Annotated in this window: 20 protein-coding genes and 3 tRNA genes; 4 read left to right on the plus strand and 19 right to left on the minus strand. The window is 34.4% G+C overall.

The annotated features are described in order from the left end of the window. Positions 1–49: 49 nt before the first annotated feature. The 11 genes from TH67_RS07135 to TH67_RS07185 all read right to left on the minus strand — a co-directional run bounded on the left by TH67_RS07135 (position 50) and on the right by TH67_RS07185 (position 9,883). Positions 50–1,075, minus strand: a complete 1,026-nt coding sequence (locus TH67_RS07135; RefSeq protein ID WP_072594961.1) for a hypothetical protein — start codon at positions 1,073–1,075, stop codon at positions 50–52. A 2-nt stretch (positions 1,076–1,077) separates the two neighbouring features. Beyond that, complete coding sequence (locus tag TH67_RS07140; RefSeq protein WP_072594962.1) at positions 1,078–1,779, minus strand: metallophosphoesterase; 702 nt, start codon at positions 1,777–1,779, stop codon at positions 1,078–1,080. Between the two features lie 178 nt (positions 1,780–1,957). After that, complete coding sequence (locus TH67_RS07145; protein ID WP_072594963.1) at positions 1,958–3,433, minus strand: aldehyde dehydrogenase family protein; 1,476 nt, start codon at positions 3,431–3,433, stop codon at positions 1,958–1,960. Positions 3,434–3,560: 127 nt separating this feature from the next. Next, positions 3,561–4,730 (minus strand): sensor histidine kinase, encoded by a 1,170-nt coding sequence (locus TH67_RS07150; protein WP_072594964.1) that lies wholly within the window; start codon positions 4,728–4,730, stop codon positions 3,561–3,563. Continuing rightward, complete coding sequence (locus TH67_RS07155) at positions 4,723–5,385, minus strand: response regulator transcription factor (protein WP_072594965.1); 663 nt, start codon at positions 5,383–5,385, stop codon at positions 4,723–4,725. Before TH67_RS07155 ends, TH67_RS07150 begins: the two co-directional genes overlap by 8 nt. A 9-nt stretch (positions 5,386–5,394) precedes the next feature. Then, positions 5,395–5,649, minus strand: coding sequence for a pyruvate kinase (locus TH67_RS07160; protein WP_054196512.1), 255 nt, complete (start codon positions 5,647–5,649; stop codon positions 5,395–5,397). A gap of 62 nt (positions 5,650–5,711) precedes the next feature. Then, positions 5,712–6,617: an AEC family transporter gene (locus TH67_RS07165; protein ID WP_072594966.1), complete on the minus strand. Its 906-nt coding sequence runs from the start codon at positions 6,615–6,617 to the stop codon at positions 5,712–5,714. A gap of 97 nt (positions 6,618–6,714) precedes the next feature. Continuing rightward, the gene (locus tag TH67_RS07170) at positions 6,715–8,484 is read right to left on the minus strand and encodes a response regulator (RefSeq protein ID WP_072594967.1); all 1,770 of its coding nucleotides are present in this window, start codon (positions 8,482–8,484) and stop codon (positions 6,715–6,717) included. Positions 8,485–8,550: 66 nt separating this feature from the next. After that, positions 8,551–8,637 (minus strand) — tRNA-Leu (locus tag TH67_RS07175). Positions 8,638–8,709: 72 nt separating this feature from the next. Next, positions 8,710–9,012: an HU family DNA-binding protein gene (locus tag TH67_RS07180; protein ID WP_012001719.1), complete on the minus strand. Its 303-nt coding sequence runs from the start codon at positions 9,010–9,012 to the stop codon at positions 8,710–8,712. A gap of 124 nt (positions 9,013–9,136) precedes the next feature. Then, positions 9,137–9,883, minus strand: coding sequence for a YaaA family protein (locus tag TH67_RS07185; protein WP_072594968.1), 747 nt, complete (start codon positions 9,881–9,883; stop codon positions 9,137–9,139). Positions 9,884–10,023: 140 nt separating this feature from the next. On the opposite strand from TH67_RS07185, the gene TH67_RS07190 reads away from it, so the two are divergent. From TH67_RS07190 to TH67_RS07205, 4 genes are all read left to right on the plus strand, one after another. Then, positions 10,024–12,339, plus strand: coding sequence for a flagellin N-terminal helical domain-containing protein (locus TH67_RS07190; RefSeq protein WP_072594969.1), 2,316 nt, complete (start codon positions 10,024–10,026; stop codon positions 12,337–12,339). Between the two features lie 143 nt (positions 12,340–12,482). Continuing rightward, positions 12,483–14,564, plus strand: a complete 2,082-nt coding sequence (locus TH67_RS07195) for an FtsK/SpoIIIE family DNA translocase (protein WP_374057354.1) — start codon at positions 12,483–12,485, stop codon at positions 14,562–14,564. A 107-nt stretch (positions 14,565–14,671) separates the two neighbouring features. Further along, a tRNA-Gln gene (locus tag TH67_RS07200) sits at positions 14,672–14,746 on the plus strand. Positions 14,747–14,772: 26 nt separating this feature from the next. Then, positions 14,773–14,847: transfer RNA gene (locus TH67_RS07205), tRNA-Met, on the plus strand. Between the two features lie 46 nt (positions 14,848–14,893). Here TH67_RS07205 and TH67_RS07210 read toward each other — a convergent pair. The 8 genes from TH67_RS07210 to TH67_RS07245 form a co-directional block, all read right to left on the minus strand. Further along, positions 14,894–15,766 (minus strand): tyrosine-type recombinase/integrase, encoded by an 873-nt coding sequence (locus TH67_RS07210; protein WP_072594971.1) that lies wholly within the window; start codon positions 15,764–15,766, stop codon positions 14,894–14,896. Continuing rightward, on the minus strand, positions 15,753–15,998 hold the full coding sequence (locus tag TH67_RS07215) for a hypothetical protein (protein ID WP_072594972.1): 246 nt from the start codon (positions 15,996–15,998) through the stop codon (positions 15,753–15,755). Before TH67_RS07215 ends, TH67_RS07210 begins: the two co-directional genes overlap by 14 nt. A gap of 10 nt (positions 15,999–16,008) precedes the next feature. Continuing rightward, positions 16,009–17,223 carry a replication endonuclease gene (locus tag TH67_RS07220; RefSeq protein WP_072594973.1) on the minus strand — a complete coding sequence of 405 codons (1,215 nt, stop codon included), beginning with the start codon at positions 17,221–17,223 and terminating at the stop codon, positions 16,009–16,011. A 51-nt stretch (positions 17,224–17,274) separates the two neighbouring features. Continuing rightward, positions 17,275–18,540 carry a type II secretion system protein GspD gene (locus TH67_RS07225; RefSeq protein WP_180371738.1) on the minus strand — a complete coding sequence of 422 codons (1,266 nt, stop codon included), beginning with the start codon at positions 18,538–18,540 and terminating at the stop codon, positions 17,275–17,277. Continuing rightward, a complete protein-coding gene (locus TH67_RS07230) occupies positions 18,488–19,612 on the minus strand; it encodes a zonular occludens toxin domain-containing protein (RefSeq protein WP_072594975.1) in 1,125 nt (374 codons plus the stop codon). Before TH67_RS07230 ends, TH67_RS07225 begins: the two co-directional genes overlap by 53 nt. 1 nt (position 19,613) lies before the next feature. Continuing rightward, on the minus strand, positions 19,614–20,060 hold the full coding sequence (locus TH67_RS07235) for a hypothetical protein (RefSeq protein ID WP_072594976.1): 447 nt from the start codon (positions 20,058–20,060) through the stop codon (positions 19,614–19,616). After that, positions 20,057–22,258: a hypothetical protein gene (locus TH67_RS07240; RefSeq protein WP_072594977.1), complete on the minus strand. Its 2,202-nt coding sequence runs from the start codon at positions 22,256–22,258 to the stop codon at positions 20,057–20,059. The genes TH67_RS07235 and TH67_RS07240 overlap by 4 nt, the downstream gene beginning before the upstream one ends. 225 nt (positions 22,259–22,483) lie before the next feature. Then, positions 22,484–22,789, minus strand: a complete 306-nt coding sequence (locus TH67_RS07245) for a hypothetical protein (RefSeq protein ID WP_072594978.1) — start codon at positions 22,787–22,789, stop codon at positions 22,484–22,486. Positions 22,790–22,974 lie beyond the last annotated feature (185 nt).

Below are 22,974 nucleotides of genomic sequence, written 5' to 3' on the forward strand. Positions count from 1 at the left end.
ATTTTTATAAATTTACCAGCTAGTGTGATTTGTATTATTTTATGTAAAATCAGCGTTTAAACTCGCAAATTTCTATCTTTACGCCAAGTTCTTTGCTAAATTCTTTAGTCTTTTTCTCTAGCTTGTCTTTGTCAAAGCAGATAAGATCTATGTAAGATCGCATCTCGCCATTTGCTTCACCTATGATCTCACAAATTTCACTCTCTTTTAGCGCGTCTGAAATTTTGTTTTTGCTATCAACGCCAAACTGTATGTCGCCACCGTGAGATATGGCTAAAAAGCAAAAATTTATGCCAAGCTCAAAAGCTTCGTTATAAGTATCGCTTGCGCCGTCGTAGTATTCGTTTAGTAGCTCGCTAAGAGATGTATATCCTGTGAAAACGTCGTCACGTAGCTTGTTTGAACGAGGCTCTAGCTCATAGACTATAAAATTCTTAAGTGGCTCGTTTGAGGCTTCTTTACCAAATTTCTCATCTATAAGATCTGCAAAGTCGATCAGTGGTACGCCTTTTTCTCTTGGCTCGTCTATTATCTCAAACTCTCCAAGCATATTTATCATGATCATCTCACCAACTACGTTGTCACAAAGTATGAGCGATAATGTATAAGCCTTATTTTCATCTTCGCTTTTAAGCTTACTTAAAGTTTCGTTATATAGGCACATATCCACGCTTTTGTCGTTAAAATTTGCATAGACCATGACCTCATTTGCATCAACGCTTACGCCATGCATCTGTATAGTAGCGACGTTTCGTGGTGCGCGTGGCTTGCCAAGTGTGCAAGTAAGCTTTGACTCATACTCTTTTGGCATGCGCGATTTGATAAATTTAAGCCACAAAAGCCTGTGCTTTAGTCCTTCTGGAGTGAGTACTAGATCGATCTTTCCATCAATAAGGCCTATCATAAAAGTTGGATCGACTAAGCATAAATTTAGCGCTTCTTCGGCCATTTCGCTTGCAGCTTCAAAATTTTTATCTTCTAAATTTTGTTTGATGGCGTCTAAATTTTTGCCAAACTCGCTCCAAAATTTATCAACTCTGCTTGCAAAGCTAGAGCTCTTTTTAGAAAACCACATTTTTATCCTTGTTTATTAAAATTTTCAACATTTTTTTGCGTATAAATTTTCATCGATGGAAATTCTAAGGCACTTAGCTTGTCATATCCTTCTTCGTTAAAAACACATCCCGTATCGATATTTGCACTATTTGTATAGAGCTTAGCCTCACGAACTGGAGTGTGTCCGTAGACATTAAATATGCCTTCAACTTGCATCATATCGCCTCTGCCTGATAGTACATGCCTTCTAAACTCATCTCTTGAGCTATCATCATCTCTTAAAGTCCAAAATTTGCCAACAGCCGAGTGTGAAACGACCAAATGCTCGCCATTTTGGTTTTTGTGGTCTTTAAACTCTAAATATACTGGGCTACTCTCTAAAAATTCTATGTGTCTTTGTTTAAAATTTAGGCTTTGAGCCAGGTATGATCCATATGTCGCCACGCCACCATTATTGAAAAACCAACTCGTGTCAAATGGTGCTTGGTTGTTTAAAAATTCATATTTATTGCTTAGTAACCTTCTTTCGTGGTTTCCCATTACCATTTTATAGTTATTTTGCATGATAAGCTCGACTACATCGCAACTAAAAAGCCCCCGATCTATCACATCTCCGACAAAGCAAATTTGTGATTTTTCTTTGTCTGGAAACTGCTTGATAAGCTCTAAAAGTGTGTTAAAACAGCCGTGCACATCGCCTATGATATAAATTTGCTCGCTCAATTTTTCTCCTTTGTGCCAAATTTTAGTCTATTAAGCTTAAAAATGTAGTGTTAAGAAAACACTTTTGTATAGCTGTACTATATTGGCGTAATGCTAGTGATATATAAAGTTAAAACCTAGTAAAAGATATTTAAAATTTAAGGAATTTAAAGCAGAAGGGAGCCTAAGCTCCCTAAAATCATTGTGCGTAAAAGCCGCTGACCTTACCAGTTAGGTCAATCATGATGTTTTTCATCTGAGTGTAGTGCTCAAGGATGATCTTGTGAGTTTCTCGGCCGATACCTGAGTTTTTATAACCGCCAAATGGGCTACCTGCTGGGATTTGATTATAGGTGTTGATCCAGACTCTGCCAGTCTCCATAGACCTTGCCACGCGAAGTGCTTTTGTGATATCTTGCGTGAAAATTCCACCACCAAGGCCATATTCGCTGTCATTTACCATTTTGATAAGCTCGGCTTCATCTTTAAATTTAATGACAACACCAACTGGGCCAAAAATTTCTTCTTGAGCCACTCTCATATCATTTGTCACATCAACTAGCAGTGTTGGTTCGACAAATGCGCCCTTGTCGCAACCATTTGCTGTGTAGGCTTTGCCACCGACTGCCACTTTTGCGCCTTCTTTTTTGCCGATCTCGACGTAGTTTAGAATTTGCTCAGCTTGTTTTTTATTGATTTGTGAGCCCATTTGAGTGCTAGGATCTAACGGATCGCCAACTTTTATGGTGCTAAATTTCTTAACCGCAGCCTCTATAAATTTGTCGTAAAAGCTCTCTTCTACGAAAATTCTAGACCCTGCGCAGCAAACTTGACCTTGGTTAAACAAAATTCCAAGCTGAAGGCCATCAAGCGCTTTGTCTAAATTTGCGTCGCTAAAGAAGATATTTGCGCTCTTGCCGCCAAGCTCAAGTGTAGCTGGGATGATACGGCGAGCAGCAGCTATGGCGATATCGCGGCCGATCTCGGTTGAGCCAGTAAATGCTAGCTTGTCAAGGCCTGGATGGTTTTTGATCCATTCGCCACTCTTGCTGCCTTTGCCGGTTATGATGTTTATTAAACCTTTTGGCAAAATTTTATCTATCAGTCTAAATAGCTCAAGCACGCTTAGACTTGTCTCGCTTGAAGGCTTAAATATGCTCGCATCGCCTGCTGCGATCACTGGAGCTAGCTTCCAAGCTGCCATTAAAAACGGAAAATTCCAAGGCACGATTTGCCCCACAACTCCTAGTGGCTCGCGTAAAACGATAGAGAGTTGTTTCTCGTCAAGCACGTTTGCGCTGCCTTCTTCGCCCATGATAACGCCAGCAAAGTACCTAAAATGCTCTGCTGCAAAAGGAATATCAACATTTAGCGTCTCACGGATCGGCTTGCCGTTATCCATGCTCTCAACTTTTGCTAAATGCTCTTTATTTTCATCGATGATATCAGCGATTTTGTTTAGTAGCTTTGCTCGCTCGCTAATTGTAGTGTGTTTAAATTTCTTAAAAGCCTCACGTGCAGCACGAACTGCGTCATTTACATCTTCTTCAGTAGCATCAGCGATCTTTGCAATGTGCTCGCCGTTTGCTGGATTTTTTGCATCAAGTGTAGCACCGTCTTTTGCATCGCGCCACTCACCATTTATGAAAAGCCCATATTTTTCTAGTAGTTTCATACTTTTCTCCTTGATTAAGATTTTGTAAAAGGATTATAATATTAATAAAATTTATCAAAAATAAATTTTGGACATAAATTATCTTTTTTAATAAATTTTATTATTTAAAGTAGGATTATTTTAAAATTTAACTCTGCCAAGAGAGCAAAAACGTAGTCTCGCCATCAAGTTTGCTTTGACATTTTACGACAATATCATTTTTCTTGCAGCACTCTTTAACTAAATTTAGCCCTATGCCAAAGCCACCTTGATCGTCGTTAAATCTCGTGTAGCGGTCAAAAATTTTCATCTGATCCTCTTTGCTGATGCCTCGACCGGTGTTACTTATGCTAAAGAAATTTGGCTCTAAAGTGATGCGTACTTTTGAATTTGGCGCTGCATATTTGGAGGCGTTGCTAAGAAGGTTGTCTAAAATTTTGCTCACATCCCCAAGATCTGCATTTATAAAGCTTGGCTTTAGGCTAGTATCTATCTCAAGTCCGCGTTTGGCAAAAAATGGCGAGAAATAGTTCAGTCTTTGTGTGGTTAGCAAATTTAGATCTATGAGCTCTTTTTTGCTAGGCTTGTCTAGGTTAAAGCTTAGATGAACGAGCGCGTCATAAATGTTATTTAGGCTCTTTGCGGCAAGGCTAATGTTGTTAAAACGCTTTAAATTTCGCTCATTTAGGTTGTCAAGATCGGCTGTTTCTATGCTCATCGAGATAACGCTTAGAGGCGTGTTTATCTCGTGTGTTGAGTCTTTTATGAAGCGGTTTAGTGTATCTATCTTTTCATAAAGCGGTCTTAGACTTAGTTTTGCTAGGTAAAAGACGACAAAGAGTAGGGCAAAAAAGAAAAAGAGTGCCTTTAGCATGGTTGAAATTTGTAAAGATAAAATTTCAGCCTTGATATCTTTGCCAACTAGAAAAATATCTGCGTACGAGAGTTCGTCTGTGGTGTTGTCCTCCATGTACTGGATCTTTTCAAATATCGCGACCTTGCCGCCGATCAAATTTACATTTTTGCTTTTGTCGATTTTTTGGCAGTCAAAGTCTTTATAAATTTTCTCGCCATTTTTTAGCACGATGCAAGCATGCACGCCTTTTTCTTTTGTTAGACTTGAAATTGAGTCAAGTCCATTCATTCTAGCTTTCATGTAAATGCCCATTTTTATCTCTTTTAAAGACTTCACCTCGTTTAAAATGAGCGCTTCTTTTTTGTTTTTATAGTCATGTATGAAAAAATATCCTAAAAATAGCACAGTGCTAACAAGATAAAGGGATAAAATTTTAAATAAAATTTGCGTCTTTTCAGACATAGACGTAGCCATCTCCACGCCTATTTAAAATGGCATCTTTGCCTAAAATTTGGCGTAAATTTTTGATATAGACACGAAGGCTAAGCTCGCTTGGCTCTTCATCAAATTTCCAAATTTTATTAAAAATCTCATCTTTGGTTAAAATTTTGCCTTTGTTTTGCAAAAATAGGGCGAGCAGATCGCTCTCTTTACTCGAGATATTTACGTTTTTACCATCTTTGCTTAGTGTTTTGCTCTGTGGATGAAAGCTAAAATCGCTTGAAATTTTGATCGCATCTCCACTGTGATGTGAGAAGTTTCTCTTTAGAAGTGCTTGTATACGTATGAGTAGTTCTTTTAGCTCAAATGGCTTTTTTAGATAGTCGTCGCAGCCACTTTCGTAGCCTTTTTCAAGATCGTCAATGGTATTTAGCGAGGTGGTAAAGATGCTAGGTGCGCTAACACCTAGCTCTCTTAAGGAAGAAAGAAGTGAAAAGCCATCTCCTTGTGGGATTTTGACGTCAAGTATAAGCAGGTCGAAATTTTGCTCGTAGGCGAGATCAAGTGCATCTTTGGCATTATCTGAAGTAGTGACCTCATATCCATTTTCGCTTAGATACTCACTGATGAGATCAAGTAAAATTTCATCATCTTCAACGAGCAAAATTCTAACCATTAAGTACCTTTACATGCCTTTTTTCATTTCGTCTTTTTTCATACCCATGTCGTCTTTTTTCATTTCATCTTTCATGCCCATGTCATCTTTTTTCATTTCATCTTTTTTTATCATGGGTTTTTTGCCCATGTCATCTTTCATCATTTGCTCTTTCTTCATCATCTCGTCTTTGCCCATGTCATCTTTTTTCATCATTTCAGTAGCATTTGCAAGACCACCAAGCATAAACATAGCACCAAGTGCAACTAGTAGTAATTTCTTCATAACGTCTCCTTTAAATGAAATATGATGAAATACTATCTCTTTAGTGTTAAGTGAGTGTGAATTTACGCAAATACAAAATAGATAACTGGAAGCGTGATAAATGAAAACAGCACGCCTATGGCCACTGATGAGATGGCTAGCGAGCTATCAAGGCCAGCTTTTATGACCATCGCACTTGCAAGGGCTGATGTTGGCATAGCGCACTGAAAGAGACCAACGACCCAAGTTTTGTTCATCTGGATACCTGAAAATTTTAATATGATGAAAAATACGATAGCTGGCAAGATCATCTTACACAAAAGCACAACGCTAACGCCTTTATATGAGCTTGTGATACTGCTAAAGTTAAGGCCAACACCAATCGCAAAAAGTGCCACCGGAGTAACGCTACCTTCAAACATCCTAAGTGGTGCAAAGATAAACTCAGGCAAAGGGACTTCTTTTAAGATAAGAGCCATAATAAGCGCGATAAATGGCGGAAATTTTAAAATTTTCATCGTATTTTGAAATAGAGAAACCTTCTCTGGTGCAGCAAAAGAGAGGATAAGTGGCCCAAGGATCGAAAGTGGGATACCGGTGGCTATTTGATCGTAAAAGATGACTTCATTTACCATCGCATCGCCAAAGAAGCCTTGAATGACAGGCATACCGACAAATAGGGTATTACCAAAAAGGCTTAGCATGATCATACTAACAGTTGTTACTTTAGTAAATTTAAAGATCTTGCCAAGTACCAATGCCATGACAGCACTGATAGCTGTTGAGCCAAAGCCAATTAAAATTGTATTTATAAGCGAAACATCGACGTTTACGTGATAAATTTTGTCAAAGATTAGCGCAGGCATTGCAAAACAAAGGACAAAATCCACAAATGGGATCGAGTGCTTTTGCTCAACAATGCCGACTTTTTTAGCAAAAAAACCAGTTGCGATTATGAAAAAAATTGCAAAAAGTGGAGTGAAGTTCATAGCATTCTCTTTTAAATCTAAATTTTTACGGAAAATTGATTATAGGACCCATAAGATTAAATTACAATAAACCTTTTTTAAAATTTGCTCTCAAAATTTATGCCTTAATATCAACCTTTTTATAAAATTTATCTCTCTCATCTATCTTTTCTTTACTCTTTAAATCATTCTCAAGATAGCTTATATTATAAATTTCTCTTGTAGATATGCTTTTGCCATTATTTAGACTGATTAAAAATTTACTCTCAAATTTATTAGATAGATTGGCAATAGCGATCGCTCCAGCATCTTTTAGGCTTACGATTTTATCACCTTGCATGAAGCCAATATCTTTAAAATCCAAGCTATTTAGCTGCACATTACTCATCTCTTTTGCCTCTAAATTTATGCTAGTTTTTAGCTCACTCGATGTATTTAGCTTGCCAGTATCGTTATAGAGCTCTTTTACGTCTATCTCTCTACCACTATCAAATTTTAGCCTTATGGTGCCATCTTTGTTTAGCTTCATAGCTATGACGCTATCGCTATCTTGCAAAGATGCGGCAGCTGTGGCTTCATTTGTTATAAAAGCCTTTTTTACTTTTTTTAAATTTGAGATACTAAACTCAAGTCCAGTTGCTTGTTTAAATTCATTTTCCATCGCGATCATTTTGGCTGATTTTGTCTTCTCAAGCTTTGATATATAAGCATCCGCATTTTCTTCAAATTTCTTTAAATTATTGCCAAGATTTTCTATCATCTTGTTGTATGCGTCAAACTCAGCGTTATAATCTTTGTAAAATTTCATGAAACTATCTTTTTGAAATTTTGTATATGAGAAATTTTCATCTTTTTTATAATTTTTGTCTGGCTCAATGATCGGATTAAACTCGCTTAGTCTTGCAGTGTCATCAAAACCCACTTTAAGATAGGCAAAATTTTTAAAAGAGCTATCTTTGCCAAAGATATTATTGTGTCTTAGATCGACCCAGCCATCTTTTTGGGCATATTTTTTAAAGAAATTATTTATATCATTTTTCTCTATCTTTTCATATCTGTTTTCTGCAGCGAACAAAGTATTTGGATCTGAGGCGTAGTAAGAGTGTCTATAATCAATATCTTTTGTATCTACGTAAAGATCGGGATTATTTGTGATCGTTGCTTTACGATTTAGCTCTTCTCTTTCTATTTGGTTGTGATTTATGACATTTGTGCTGATAAACTGCCTAAGATCAACCCTTGGCATCACATCGCTTAAATTTGCTATTTTTTCATTTCCGTCTTTGTCATAACCCTTTACTTTTAGCTTATCAAAGAGTATATCTTTTTGATCTAGCACGCCGTCATTGTTGCCATCAAAGCTAAAAAGATAGCTATTATTTTCTAATTTTGTAGTGCCAAGTTTATCGTTATCGCCGTAAATATCTAAAAATACTTCTACTTCTCCATATTTTGTTTTTAGAGTGTTTGAATAAGCGTAATCGTTTAAATTTTTAAATTTTGTATTTTCTAAGTATCCACTTTTTAGTGTAGATAGCATGCTGCTACTATCTGAAGCCTTTATATTTTTAAAGTAGGAATTTTCACTAAAATGATAGCCTCTAGAAAGTTCATTGGAGTGGATTTTATTGTTACTGTAGATGAGATTTTTTGAGTAGTTATTTAAAATTTCTTCTACTTTTTGTAGGATTTTGTGTCTATTTTGCTCTTTGATCTCGGAATCAGTGATATTTATAACCTTGCTTGCCTTGATACTTTCTTTTAAATTCGAAATTTGTTCGTTATTTATCTCTAAACCTTGTTTATTTTTAAAGGCATGGAGCATATCTGTAGGATTTTTTAAATCTTTTAAATTTATAAAGTTATGTTTTAACGATGCAATATTCATCTAAAATCCTTTTTAAAGATGTTGCAGATAATATCGGATAAATTTAGAAAGTATTTAGGCGTATAATGGTGCCCGAGGTCGGACTCGAACCGACACAAGGTTGCCCTTACCAGATTTTGAGTCTGGCGCGTCTACCAGTTTCACCACTCGGGCTAAGTTAAGATTGAAATTTTAGATTTGTGAGAAGAAAGAAAAAAGGGGAGAGTTGCTCCCCGAAAAAGAAAATTATTTCTTTTTACCTTTTTTAGCAGCACCAGCAGCAACTGCTTCTTTAAGTTTTTTGCCAACTTTGAATTTAACTGCTTTGCTAGCAGGAACATCGATAACTTTTTTAGTTCCAGGAACTCTAGCTTTTCTTGCAGCTCTGTCAGCAGTACCGAAAGTACCAAAGCCTATAAAGCTAATTGTATCGCCTTTTTCAAGAACTGCTTGGATTGTCTCCAAAGTAGCATCAACAACTTTTAGAGTATCTTTTTTTGAAAGACCAGCCTTATCGGCAACAGCTTGAATAAATTCAGCTTTTTTCATGAACCATCCTTTTAAGAAGTTATGTGGCTATATTACACTCTTTTAAAAAAAAATACAATACTTTTTCCCTAAATTTAGCTCTTTTTTACGTTTTTTTAACAAAAAATGCAATTTTTTTAAAAATTTACTCGCAAATTTCAAACATAAGCTCGGTCTTTAGACCAATCTTTTTCATATCAATAAGCCTTAAATTTTTAAAATTTAAGCTCATTAGTTCATCTTTATTTTTTACAAGCTTATTTGCTATCTGGCGCAAGACTTCGCCTCTATATGCTTTTGCGTGATGACTCACTATTTTTTTATTTTTTACAAAACAAAAAGTTATGTATTCTTTTTTTATAGTGTAAAATTTTTCATAAAACTTAGCTCTAAGGTCTAAAATTTCATCATTTTGCAAAAAATCATCAACCGCTTTACTAAAATTTTTTTCATAAAATTTTGAAATTTCAAAGCCACCTAGCTTTTCACCTTGCTTTAGTTTGTATTCTGGTATCTCATCTTTTGCTAAGATAGGCCCAAATAAATTTGAAAAGATTAAAACATTATTATCTATATATTTTTGCGCCTCATTGTCTAAACCACGATAGTTTAGATGTTTATAAGCTACGCCATCATATCTTAAGATAGCTTTTATGCTGCCTTTTTGAGATAGACTTTCTCGCAGCTGTTTACTCTCTTCAAGCTCTTTTAGCCCAAAAAGCTTTTTTATCTCGTCTAAATTTGCCTTTTTTAAAAACTCATCGTATTTATTCAAAATTTCAACTCTTTTGTCAAAAAGTTCTGGAAATATCAAATCCTTACCATTAAATTTATTATTCGTATTTAGAGAAATTTTAATTTCGCTTGGAGAAAAGAGAATTTTTAATGCCATTGTTCTTACCTATTTTTATATGTAAATTTTTGTTGGATTATACAATAAACTTTTTGTGCTAAAAAAAATCAAATTTTTACCGATATAAAAACAAGCGGAATCATTTTTGCTTAGAGTGAATAAAAATTTAGGAAAAAATTATGAGAATAACAAACCAACTACGTTTTAGTCAGACTTTGCATGACTACCAAAAAAATATGACTGGTGTAAATAAAAGCTATAAGCAGCTCTCAAATGGTTTGAAAATTCAAGATCCATACGATGGTGCTGCTATTTATAATGATGCAATGAGGCTTGATTATGAAGCAACTACTCTCACTCAAGTAGTTGATGCCACTGGTAAATCTGTAAATTTTTCAAAAAATACAGATAATGCATTGCAAGAGTTTGAAAAACAGCTTGAAAATTTTAAGACAAAAGTAGTCCAAGCAGCTAGCAGCGTGCATAGTAAGACATCGCTAGAGGCTTTGGCAAATGATCTTCAAGGTATAAAAAATCACCTTGTAAATATTGCAAACACTTCGGTTAATGGGCAGTTTTTGTTTTCTGGAAGCGCTGTTGATACAAAGCCAATAGATGGTGCAGGAAAGTATCAAGGCAACCGTGATTATATGAAAACATCAGCTGGTGCTCAGGTTGAGCTTCCTTACAATATCCCAGGATATGATCTATTTTTAGGAAAAGATGGCGATTACAGTAAAATTTTGACCACAAATGTTCGTTTAGCTGATCAAACTAGAACCGACATCTCTTATGCGCCAAAATTTCTAAACGATAACAGCAAGATAAAAAATATGATCGGGTTAAATTACGCTAGTGATTCAGTGGTTAGAAGTGATGGCTCTTACAATGGCACAATAAATCCGGATTATGATTTTTTAGATAATTCAAATGTAAATTTTCCAGACACATATTTTTTCATGCAAGGCAAAAAGCCAGACGGCACGACATTTACTAGCAAATTTAAGATGAGTGCAAATACAACAATGGCTGGACTTATGGAAAAAATCGGTATGGAATTTGGCAATACAAAAACAACAAAGGTTGTTGATGTAAGCATAAATAACGATGGACAATTTAATATAAAAGATCTTACTAAAGGCAACCAAACTATTGACTTTCATATGGTTGCAGCTACTTCTGTCGCGGCAAATCGTGATACTATCGCTCCAAGCACAGCGCTTGATACCGTAAATTCGCTAGAGGCGCTTGAAACAATGGCAAATAACGTTCCAAAAACAGTTCATACCACTGAGTTTGTAAAGAGCAAATATACCGATAAAGATGGAAATGCGACAAATGCATTTGACTATGATAAGGTTAGATTTGAAAGAAAAGATAATGAGCTAATCGCAAATTTACCTCAAGTAGCTAGAAGAACGGGCGAATATGCAACAGATCAGACAAAGCTAAGTGAAGTCTCTGGTACAAAAGAGAGTTACGATAGAAATTTATATCCAAAAGATGTTGACGCTAGAAAGAGAGAACTTTTTAATATCGACAACCAAGAGATAAATTTACAAGTAAAGTCAATAACTGGCACAAAATATGACATAAAGGTAAAAATGGGCACAGCAGGGGGTATAGATACTCCAGTACAATTTGAAATAACATCTACACCACCAGGCGGTACACCTTCTGCAACTAGAACTTTAACAGTCTATAACTCAGATGAGTTTGGAAGTTACAGAACTTATGCTAGTGATTTTACTTATAGACAGCTCATGGATATCGTTGCTATGGCAGCAAGCGATAATATTCCAAACCCTCCACATGCAGAAGACGCAAATTTTGATACAGATATAGAAAAGGTAAAAAGAGATCAAAACTACAATGCCTATAAAGAGGCTTTATCAAAAACAAAGGGCGCGGTAGAGACAACTTTAGATGATCGTGGCAGAATGGTTTTAACCGATAAGACAAAATCAGTAACAAACATAGAAGTAACTATGCATGATGCAAAAAATAGCGATAAATTTGATGGCGATAGCACTGGTAGAGATACAGCTGGTAATGCTGGCCACCCTCAAGGAAATGGTTCTGTCTTTAGCTTTAATGAAAATAATGCTTTAACTATTGATGAGCCAAGTACGAGCGTTTTTCAAGACCTTGATAATATGATCGAAGCTGTTAGAAAGGGATATTATAGAGCTGATGCAAATAGTAATGACCCACGAAATACCGGCATGCAAGGCGCATTACAAAGGATTGATCATCTAATAGATCATGCAAATAAAGAGCTTACAAAGATCGGCTCTCAATCAAGACTTTTAACCGCTACAAAAGAGCGAGCCGAAGTAATGAAAGTGAATGTGCTAACTGTTAAAAATGATGTAATTGACGCAGACTATGCGGAGTCATATCTCAAATTTACGCAGCTTTCACTATCTTATCAAGCAACCCTACAAGCAAGTGCAAAGATAAATCAACTAAGCTTACTAAATTATTTAAATTAAAATTTAAATCAGCAGGCCACCTAGCTTGCTGATTTTTTAAAATTAAACTCAAGCGTGCTATAATAAGCCTTTTTTATAAAGGATCTAAAATTTTACGACATATCTTATTTACAATTTTTGTTTGCATTTTTATATATTTTGGTATCGCTACAGCTGCTCCAACTGCTGATTTTGTTGGCTCGCTTGGACAAAGCCTTGGTATTTTAAATATCAAATATTTTGGACTTATCGCGTATGTTTATCCATTTTTATTGATCATTTTAGGCTATTTTGTCTATAAAAATTTTAAGAAATTTGATTTTGATTTTGCTCAGTTTTTGGTAGGAATTTTTCTCTTTTTTATAGCTTTTTTGATGTTTCAAGCGCTAAGTACTTCTGGGGCAAATAGCGGCGTGATAGGCGGCTTTATAGTCTCAGCGCTAAAAGAAGTCATCGGCGCTATCGGCACTGCGGTTGCTATACTTATGATGTTTATTATCTCACTTGGGCTTGCTTTTAGAGAAAATTTTATAATTGTTTTAAGAAAGGCTTTTGTCGATAGAGAGCCAAAAAGCTACGAGGTGAGTAAAAATTTAAAGGATATAAAACCAAAACAAATCCCAAAGATAGAACGCAAGAGGTCAAAATCTGAAGGCACAAAAGAAGAAGAGCTTATCGAAGCTCAGGTGCTAAATGATGATGAACAGAATTTAGATGAAGAGCTAGAGCCTGAGCCAGAAATAGAGAGTAGGGCCTCAACTATAAACGGAGTTGAAATTTTAAACGAAGTGGCTGAGAATAAGAAGCTGCTTGATCAAATAGAACGAGGAAATGTGGAAAAGCCAAAGAATTTTGTCTTGCCACCGCTTAAATTTTTAAACGATCCGCCAAAACGCTCGCATAGCGTAAATGAAACGGAAATCGATCAGCAAATTTCTAATTTGCTTGATAAACTCCGTAAGTTTAAAATAGACGGAGATGTGGTTAGAACTTATACCGGGCCTATCGTCACGACATTTGAGTTTCGTCCAGCTCCACATATCAAGGTAAGTAAAATTTTAACACTTCAAGATGACCTAGCGATGGCACTAAAGGCTCAAACGATCCGTATCCAAGCGCCGATTCCCGGCAAAGATGTCGTAGGCATCGAGGTGCCAAATCAAAATTTAGAAACTATATACCTAAAAGAAATTTTAGAGAGCGAAGTCTTTAAAAATGCAAGTAGCCCGCTAACTATGGCACTTGGTAAAGATATCGTGGGCACTCCTTTTGTGACTGACCTAAAAAAGCTCCCACATTTACTAATCGCAGGTACAACTGGATCAGGCAAGAGTGTGGGTATAAACGCGATGCTTTTAAGCTTGCTTTATAGAAATAGCCCGCAAACTTTGCGTCTAATGATGATCGATCCAAAAATGCTTGAATTTAGCATATATAACGATATCCCACATCTTCTAACTCCAGTTATCACAGAGGCTAAAAAGGCGATCACTGCACTTGCCAATATGGTCGCTGAAATGGAGCGAAGATATAAGATAATGAGTCAAACTCGTACGAAAAATATAGAGAGCTACAATGAAAAGATGAAAGAGGAGGGCGGCGAGCAGTTCCCATACATCGTTGTGATCATAGATGAGCTAGCTGATCTCATGATGACTAGTGGTAAGGATGTGGAGCTTTATATCGGCCGTCTAGCACAGATGGCAAGGGCTAGTGGCATACACTTGATAGTGGCAACCCAGCGCCCAAGTGTCGATGTCGTGACTGGCCTTATAAAAGCAAATTTACCAAGTAGGATAAGCTATAGGGTAGGGCAGAGGATCGATAGTAAGGTCATCCTTGATCAAATGGGAGCTGAGAGCTTGCTCGGACGTGGAGATATGTTATTTACACCTCCAGGAAGCCCTGGTGTGATCAGACTTCACGCACCATTTGCTAGCGAAAAAGAGATAGAAACGGTTGTAAATTTCTTAAAAGAGCAACAAAATGTAGTTTATGATGAGAAATTTTTAATAGAAGAAGGCACAAGCGGAAGTGTGGCCGCTGGTACTCTAGGAGAAGATGAGCTTGACGAGCTTTACGAAGAGGCCAAAGAGATCATTTTAAGTGAGCAAAAAACGTCGATCAGTTATCTGCAAAGACGCCTAAAGATAGGTTACAACAAAGCTGCAAATATAATAGAGCAAATGGAAAAAATGGGTGTTTTAAGTCCAGTGAATGCAAAAGGACAAAGAGAAATTTTATAGCTAAAGTCATAAATTGCTTTAATTTTAGAATTTTAATTTTTATTAAAATTCTAAAAAGTCTTGACAAAGCACATTAAAATCTATATAATTACAACTCTTAAAAACATTGGGGTATCGCCAAGCGGTAAGGCAACTGGTTTTGGTCCAGTCATTCAGAGGTTCGAATCCTCTTACCCCATCCACTTTTTAAATTCAAAATAATACTTATCGCGGAGTAGAGCAGTGGTAGCTCGTCGGGCTCATAACCCGAAGGTCGGCGGTTCAAATCCGTCCTCCGCAACCAAATGCCCATTTTATCGATATTTGAAACACTTTTTAAAATGCTTAAATTAATCTGAAATTGATTTTAGTAAATTTTCGATAGTTTCTTTTGATTTTTTAACGTTTGCAGTAATATATTTTTGTGTTGTAGTGATGTTTGTATGACCCAATGTAAATGATACTTGCTCGATGGGAATTTTTAAATAATTAATTGAATATGTGCCGATTAAATGCCTTATATCGTGAAGCCTAATTTTAGGTAAGTTATTCTTTTTAAGAAGTGAAGCCCAGCTTTTACGCAAATCTTTAAATTTATCGTTAGTCATAGGATTAATAAAGACGTAATCGTTTAGCTTATTTTCTTTCTTAGCTATCAAAAATCTTTTATAAAGACGATTAAAAAGCTCATCACTCATTTTATAAATCATATTTCTTTTAGCCTTATTGATTTTAAAGGGGATAATATAAGTCCTGGTCTTAAAATTTATATCGCTAAATTTTAAGCTTAATACTTCATTCTTTCGTCTGCCGTGAAGTAGAAAAAAGAATATATCAGAGCTTGCATCGGTATTTTCACTAATAGCCTTAATAAAACGTTTTTGAATAGCGATCGAGTAATCAAAATACCTTTTATTATCAAACTTTGGTAGCTCAATAAAATCGCAAGGATTTTTATTTATTAACTCCAGCTTTATACCAAGTTTGAAAATAACCTTTAGCTTTGCAACGATATTCTTAATAGTCTTTATCTTGTAATCTTGCTTGATAAGATCATTGCAAAACTTTTGTATATCGATAAAATTTATATCTTCTATTTCTCTTAAGCCAAGTGAGTTTTTAAAATGCTTGTTATAAGTAGCTATATCGCTTCTTAGAGTGGTTGGGCTTAAAATAAGCTCATAAAAGCTAATGTAGTTATTAAAAAGCTCATTTAGTATCATGAAAATACTCAAAACTATCATAATCAAATTTTTTGGCAAAGGCATCAAGAAGATCATCAAAACTAGAAAAATCACATAACCCATATTTAGAAAAAGAATAATAAGTTTCAAAAAAAGTAGTATCAAATTCTTCATAATTATATAAATGAAATTCTTCTACAACAATGCCTAAATCTAATTGCGGAAAATAACAAAAAGGATAGCGAGAACAATCAACTAATAATTTTTTCATAATATACTCCTTAAAATTCATTACAAATCAAAAATCTATCTACAAAGCTATCAATATCAGGGGCATTAAGATCATGCCTTTCATGATAGTGTGTAAAGTTATCTAAATTTCTATCAAGCATTAAATTTTCAACATAGGCTAAATGCTGGGCATTTACATCGCCACCCAAACTTTGATAATAATTAACTAGCTCATAATCTTTCATTCTGCTTACTGGTTTAGGCTTTTCATCGCTTTTAAAAAGCTCATCGCAAAGCTTTAAAATTTGTCTTTGTTTTAAATTAGTGCCAAAGCTCTTTATCTCATCGCTTGCATCTTCATATCGTTTAATAGTGTTGCTATCTTTAATTATTCTAGTCTTTTGCCAAAGTTCGCCAAATTCATCAAATATTTTTAAAGGCTTCCTGGTACTAGGATCAACGACAACAGTAACCAAGCCTTTATTATAATTTTTAGTAAGAGATATTAGGTCAATACTGCCGTTTAGTTTTCTATAAATTTCAAGACTTACAAATGTTTTTGACATTGTAAAACGTCTGATTTTATGCTTTAAATACCAGTAGCTTATATCGGTCAAGTTATCTAAATCAGGATTTTGGCGAAGATCATCAAGAGTCTTAAAAATGTATTTCATAATATAAGAAGTTGGATTTTTAATATCAGTTTCAACCCTGCTATGAGTATCTAAAAAACGACTTTTAATAGCTATAACGCAGTCATTTATTTTTTCTTTAGGAACAAAAACAAGCAAATTTAAATGGCAAGTTCCGTCTAAATGTGGCTCTTTGGTAGTAATATAGCATTTTTGAAACTGCGACATTTTTCTAAAATGCTTTGAGTTCATAATGCTTCTAACTAGGGCTTGAAGTTTGCTAGCACCTGCACTAACGCTATGATCTTCATCATCGATATACTTTTTATTATAAACAAGCTTTTTCTTGCCACTCTTAAGAGTTATAAGCTTTTGCTTATGATACTCACTAGGCAAGGTAAAAACTGCGAAAATAGGACAAAGCCCTTGACTTTGAGCATAATCATTAAGGCTAGCAACACGGTTATTAAGTTCAGCAATGTATCTATTCGAGTTATGCCAGCTGGAAAAATAAAAATTAGAATAGGGGACATACTCGCCATTTATCATAAAGAAATTGCTATCAAGAAATTTCTTTTGATTTTCTAGCTTGGTTTTTAAAAAGATTTTATCGGTTTCGCTAATTCCATACATCTTAATCCTTTAGGGTACACACTTATATTATATATAGCCAAGAGCGCACGCTCATTCCCCACTACGTGGGGCCCCTTTTGCGTTGCGCGCTGCGCTCGTCAAGTAGCGTTCTAAGGCAAGGTGTTTATCTTTTGGATCATAATAAAACTCAGAAAAAATATCTTTTTCAGACGGAAGCATTGTTATGAATATACTAAAACTATAATCAGTTGTTTTTTCGCTCTTATATGTAGTTATATCGCCAAGAATAGGGATATTTTCAACAAAAGGAATAGTCTTTGTTGATTTTATTGTTTCTTTGCTATTAATACCGCCAATAAGAAAAGAATTTGAATCAGTAAGATATACATTTGTTTTTAGATGCCTACTAGAAATTCTAGGAGTCAATGTATCATCAAGCAAACTTTCTATATATAAATCCAAAGTAAAGCTAACGCTATCATTAGTAATTAAGACATTTGTAATATAAAGCTTTAAGCCAACATCTTGGTAATCAACTTGGTTTGTAGTCATTCTTTGGTTGTTTTGAATTTCGATTGATGATTTTTGAATAGGGGTCTTTATAACGCTCTCAATTACACTATCTTTATTATCAATAAGGGTAACTCTAGGATTATAAAGCAGATCAGATACACCCTTTTCTTTAAGCAAATTTATAAGGCTGGTGACAGAATCTTTATTAACTTTGGTGCTATCGACCGTAAGAACGTTGGTAATAATTTTAAAATAAAAATGATCTAGTGGATTTAAAAGCGATTCTATACGTGGGCCAATTTCTTTAAGTTTTGTGTTATCTGTGCTAATAATTGTAAAGCTAAGTTGCCTTAATTGATAGCTAGTATCTAACCCATTAATAAGATTATTAATAATCTCATACTGGCTTTCAGTAGTAATAAGCAATATCCTATCACTATAAACAGTGTATTTTATATTTTCACTAAATAAAGAAAGAGCAGATACAACATCTTCTTTGGAAACGTGCTTAAATTTGATTATATAGTCATTCAAAACTGGCTTATCTTCAACAGTTGGATTATATATCAACAAGACACTATCTTGTATCAAATAATCAAGACCATTAACGTTTAAAATATCTTTAAGCAACTTAGAAAAAGTATCAGTATTGCTTAGATCAAGCGTAGGTAAAAATACGTCAAAATTAGTATCAACGTTACCACTAATGACAATATTTTTGCCAGTTATAGAACTAATCTCGCCCAAGAAATCGTTAAATGCAATGTTACGATATTCTAAGGCAGATAAACTACTTGAGAGTAGGAAGCATAGGACTAGAATCAGTCTTTGGAGATTTTTCATTTGCAAACCCTTGAGATGAATTTTCTAAGCTTTTTAAAACTCTCTCAAAATCTGCATGGCAAGAAACAAAATAATCAATGTAATTGCCTGACTTCTTATCTTGTAAGAATATATAGCAGTTTGAAAAAGAAAGAAGTTCTAAGAAGCTATCTAAAGATAAATCGATGGCATAATTTCTAAATTTACAACCATTTGGAAAGCAAGTTATCTTTAGATAGATTCTATTGTTATTAAAAATAGTGGTGTTTATATCTGAATTATCTACGCTATTTGAAATTGTTTTAGGCTTTTTAGAATCAGAAGTATTTAAATCAACAAACCTAGCATCTTGACTAGTTGATTGAGCTGGCTCATGCTTAGGCTCTAGAAATTTATATATAGCGTAAGAAGCTATAATAAAAATTATTAAAAATAAGATCTTTTTAGTTGCATAGCTTTTATAAATTTCTTTTGAGCCACTACTATATAAATCTGATACTTTTTGATTAAATTTTAGATTTTCAGAGCGAATAAGATTATAATTAAAATTAGATGAAGTGCTATAAACTTTATATTTAAAAAGACTACTAAAGAGCCTTTTGCCACTAGGCTGGGCCATATACATTAATTCAGTATGAACTAAATATTCTCTATTTGTCTGACGTTTAGACTGAAATAAAAAAATAATATCAATGCCAAAATGTCCGTGATAACTTAAAAACCTACCAAGACTATCGTTAAATGTTTTTGTAAAGGTGTTGTAAGCTTCATCAAGAACTATCAAACAATGATGATAATTTTCATAGATGCCATTTTTTAAAGCATACTCATCATAATTATCTATATTATCTAAAAAGCCATTTTCATATTGAGAACTAAGCGTATATTCTTGACTAACAGCGGTAAGAAAATCATTTTTGTCATATTGCTTTACAAAGCCATTAAAATGATCAAATTTTAAGCCGTTAATATTAGTATAAATAAATCTATACTTTGATTCATTCTTTAAATGTAATTCGTATTCATCGTTTATTATATGAACGGCTTTATATGTTTTTCCAGAGCGTGGCGGACCTATAATCAAACTTAACATTTTATCTACTCATTAATGTTAATAGATCAGTTATGATCTTAGTAATGTTGGCTCTAACATACAAGATAACCTTATAAAGCTGGAGAGCAAAGAAAAGACTAAGAATAGATATAAATAAAGTCATAGCAGTTGAAAAGGCAGAAGCTAAACCACTTTGATGTAAAAACTCCATAGCAGAGTTTAAAACAGTTTGATTAGGCAAGCCACCAAAAGAACCGCTAACACTAGAGCCATAATCAAACATTTTAGGGATATATTCTCTTAGTAAATTCCAAATTTTCATAATAAATAAAATGGCATAGCCAGCAAAAGCGACAAGAAAAGCCACAAAAGAAACATAAATAGGCACAATAAAGGCTAAAATAGTATTTCTTACGCCAATTTTCTTGACTATAAATTCAATAAAATTAACTATAAAACCGCCAACGGCACCAATTAACCATTTCATGAATCACCACCCACTCTAAAGAGATATTTCAAAGAAAACATAATGATCTCAAAGCTAAACCAAATCGTAAAAAATAGCGTAAGAATAGACCTATAAGGGGTAACAATACGACAAGGATCGATCACAAATAAATTATTTTTCTGACTACCAGGAGTTGGGCCACTAATAGTAAAGGGACAAGTACCTTTAGGAATTTCTGGAGTATCTATACCATTCTTAAAGACTTCTAACGACTCATTAAAATTATTCATTAAATTGTCAATATCGCTTTTAAAATTATTCAAAAAATTAAAAGCGTCATTAACAGACACATCAAATTTAGCAAGCTCGCTTTGTAAAGCTGAAAAAGAAGTAGCAGTATTAATATTAGGATCATAATTCCATTGCTCGAGCTGTTGATTTTTGATAGAAGTTAAAGTATCGTTTATGGTATCGAGCTTAGCACCATTTCTATTTATAGCTTGCTCTAAAGAGCTTAAATCAATAGACTGGGAGGGCTGGGTAGGTGTAGTAGGTGTGGTAGTAGATGAACCACTACCGCCATTACCTGGACTAGACGAATTACCACCTGAACTTGACGTACCATCTTTAGGGATAGAATTATTAACTCTATTATCAGAACCAATAGTATTAACATAACCAGTTGAAAATTTACTACTACCTTTTGGAGTTTTATAAGTATAAGAATAAGTTACATCTTGAACCCTTGAACCAGTTTGTGTGGTAGTTTCTATAACATCAACATCTATAATACTTTGATCAGGCGTAACAATATTACCTTTGTAGGTTGCTTTATTGCCAGTATTGCTAGTTTGCTTAATTGTCATCGGCAAATTAGGAGTAGGCTTATCAGAAGTCTTAAACATAGTGTTTAAATCATAATCAAGATTTATATTTTTAACTTCATTAGGAACAGTTATTTCTTTTGTGGGGATAGGCTTAGACATATCCTTTAGCTTTGCAGTAACAATAGTATTGTTTTCAATTTTAGAAACCGAAGCATCTTTTGGAAGATCAAATTTTCTTAAATTTGGAGAAACATCGGCTAGTTTTTGTGGAGATTTTATAATATTTGATGAAGTTGAAGCAGCAGGATCAATCTTGCCAGTTTGTCTAAAGGTATTATTTAAAGCAATAGCGGAATCATCAACTGGCTTAAAATCAAAAACTGGCTCAGGGCCAGCCTTAGTAGCTTTAATATCAACTATTTGGGGTCTATATTCTAACAAATTTACTTTAGGTGCTTTCGAGCCACCAGCAAACAAACCTTTAAAAAAATTAGATAAAGAAGTAAGACCATTTTTTATAGAATTAATAGGCAACGGAATCATAAATCCGCCCATAAGAAAAAGATCACTTTCGAGCTGTTGTTCGGCTTCAAGTTTATGAAGGGTAGAAGTTGTATAACAACCTTCAGGGAAACTCATACAAGCAGTTAATTCAAGACCATAAAGATCAGCACAATCATGATAAACCATGCCAAATGATTTACACTTATCCCTATCAATGTTAGGATCAGGAAGACACTCTTCAACAATTGTATCTCTTAAAAGAAGCTCCACCTTTCTTTCATTGTAGATCATAGGAGAAGGACACCAATCAGGACGTTTAAGTTTAGGCTCGCATTTGCCAGTTTCTTTATTAAAAATTTGATCAGCTGGGCAAGGATCAACGCAAGCATTTTTTTCAACGTCCCAAGTCTGGCCAACTGGACAAGAATCAACGCATTGCATAGTGTCAGTGTTAAATTCTTGATTTAGCTTACATCTTGCAACATCATGAGAAACAAAGACAGTAAAATCGTAATAATCAAAAACTGGATCATTAGGATTATCAGAAGGAACAAAATAATCAAAAATACCACCACCACGACGCTGACCAAAACGGCCAGTCCTACGCTCGCCACCTATATAAACCCGACCATAGCTAAACCCACCATAAAAACCAGGAGTTTTTGAGCCTAAGAAATAATAAGCTTCTTGAGTAATTGTAAAAGAATAGATATAGTAATAGCCAGTTTCTGGCGATCTAATGCCAAAATAATTATTACCTTTTAAAAATTTGCCATCGATAGGCTTAAAAGTGCTATCAAAGTCTTTATCACGAATAACCGAACATAAGCCACCATCACAAGCTCCAGAAAAAGCAAAAGAGCATAAAAGAGATAAGAAAATGAAAGATCTAACTAGAAATTTCATATAAAATCCTTAAATAAATTTTTATTCATATAAATTACTGACGCCCTTCGGTTGTCGCTTCATTTTTTCAGGAAAAAATGAAGTTTAAAATTTAGTACCCAGCGCCTTTAAAATTTAAAACCTATTTGACAAAAGAAAGAGCTATAACGTAAATAAAAATAGGAACGAAAAAGAGAGAAAAAACGTTTAAAAAATAGTTAAATACATCGTTGTTAAATACTTCAATCATCGTGTAGCTCCGACTATGATTAAGCCAATAAGGAAAGAAAATGCTATAAGTATCGCAGAAAGACCCATTAAAAAATTAAATTGATGTTCGTATATACCTAAGTTTGAAATTAAATCATTTTTTTGTATGTAGCAAATATTAGTTTCGGTATTAAAAATATAATTAGTTTGAAAATTAGGAATAGAATCATAAGAAATAGAAACGCTACTATCGAAATTTTCAAGAAATATTGTTTTGTCTTTTATATAAAAATCTTTAACGCAGATATTTAAACTAGGGATATATATAGCATTTTCTTTCATTATTATGCACCTTTAAAGGGGCAAGAAGCCCCTAAAATTACTTGATGAAAGATTTAACTCTGCCAGCTATCATAAAGATGAAAGCAACAGCGATAACACCAGCAAATACGTAGTCAAATAAAGCATAGTCAGCTTTTAACGGCGTAGTTGGAATAACTGGAGCATCTCCAGCGAAAAGAGCAGGA

This window comes from Campylobacter concisus (assembly GCF_001891085.1).
Classification (GTDB): Bacteria; Campylobacterota; Campylobacteria; order Campylobacterales; family Campylobacteraceae; genus Campylobacter_A; species Campylobacter_A concisus_O.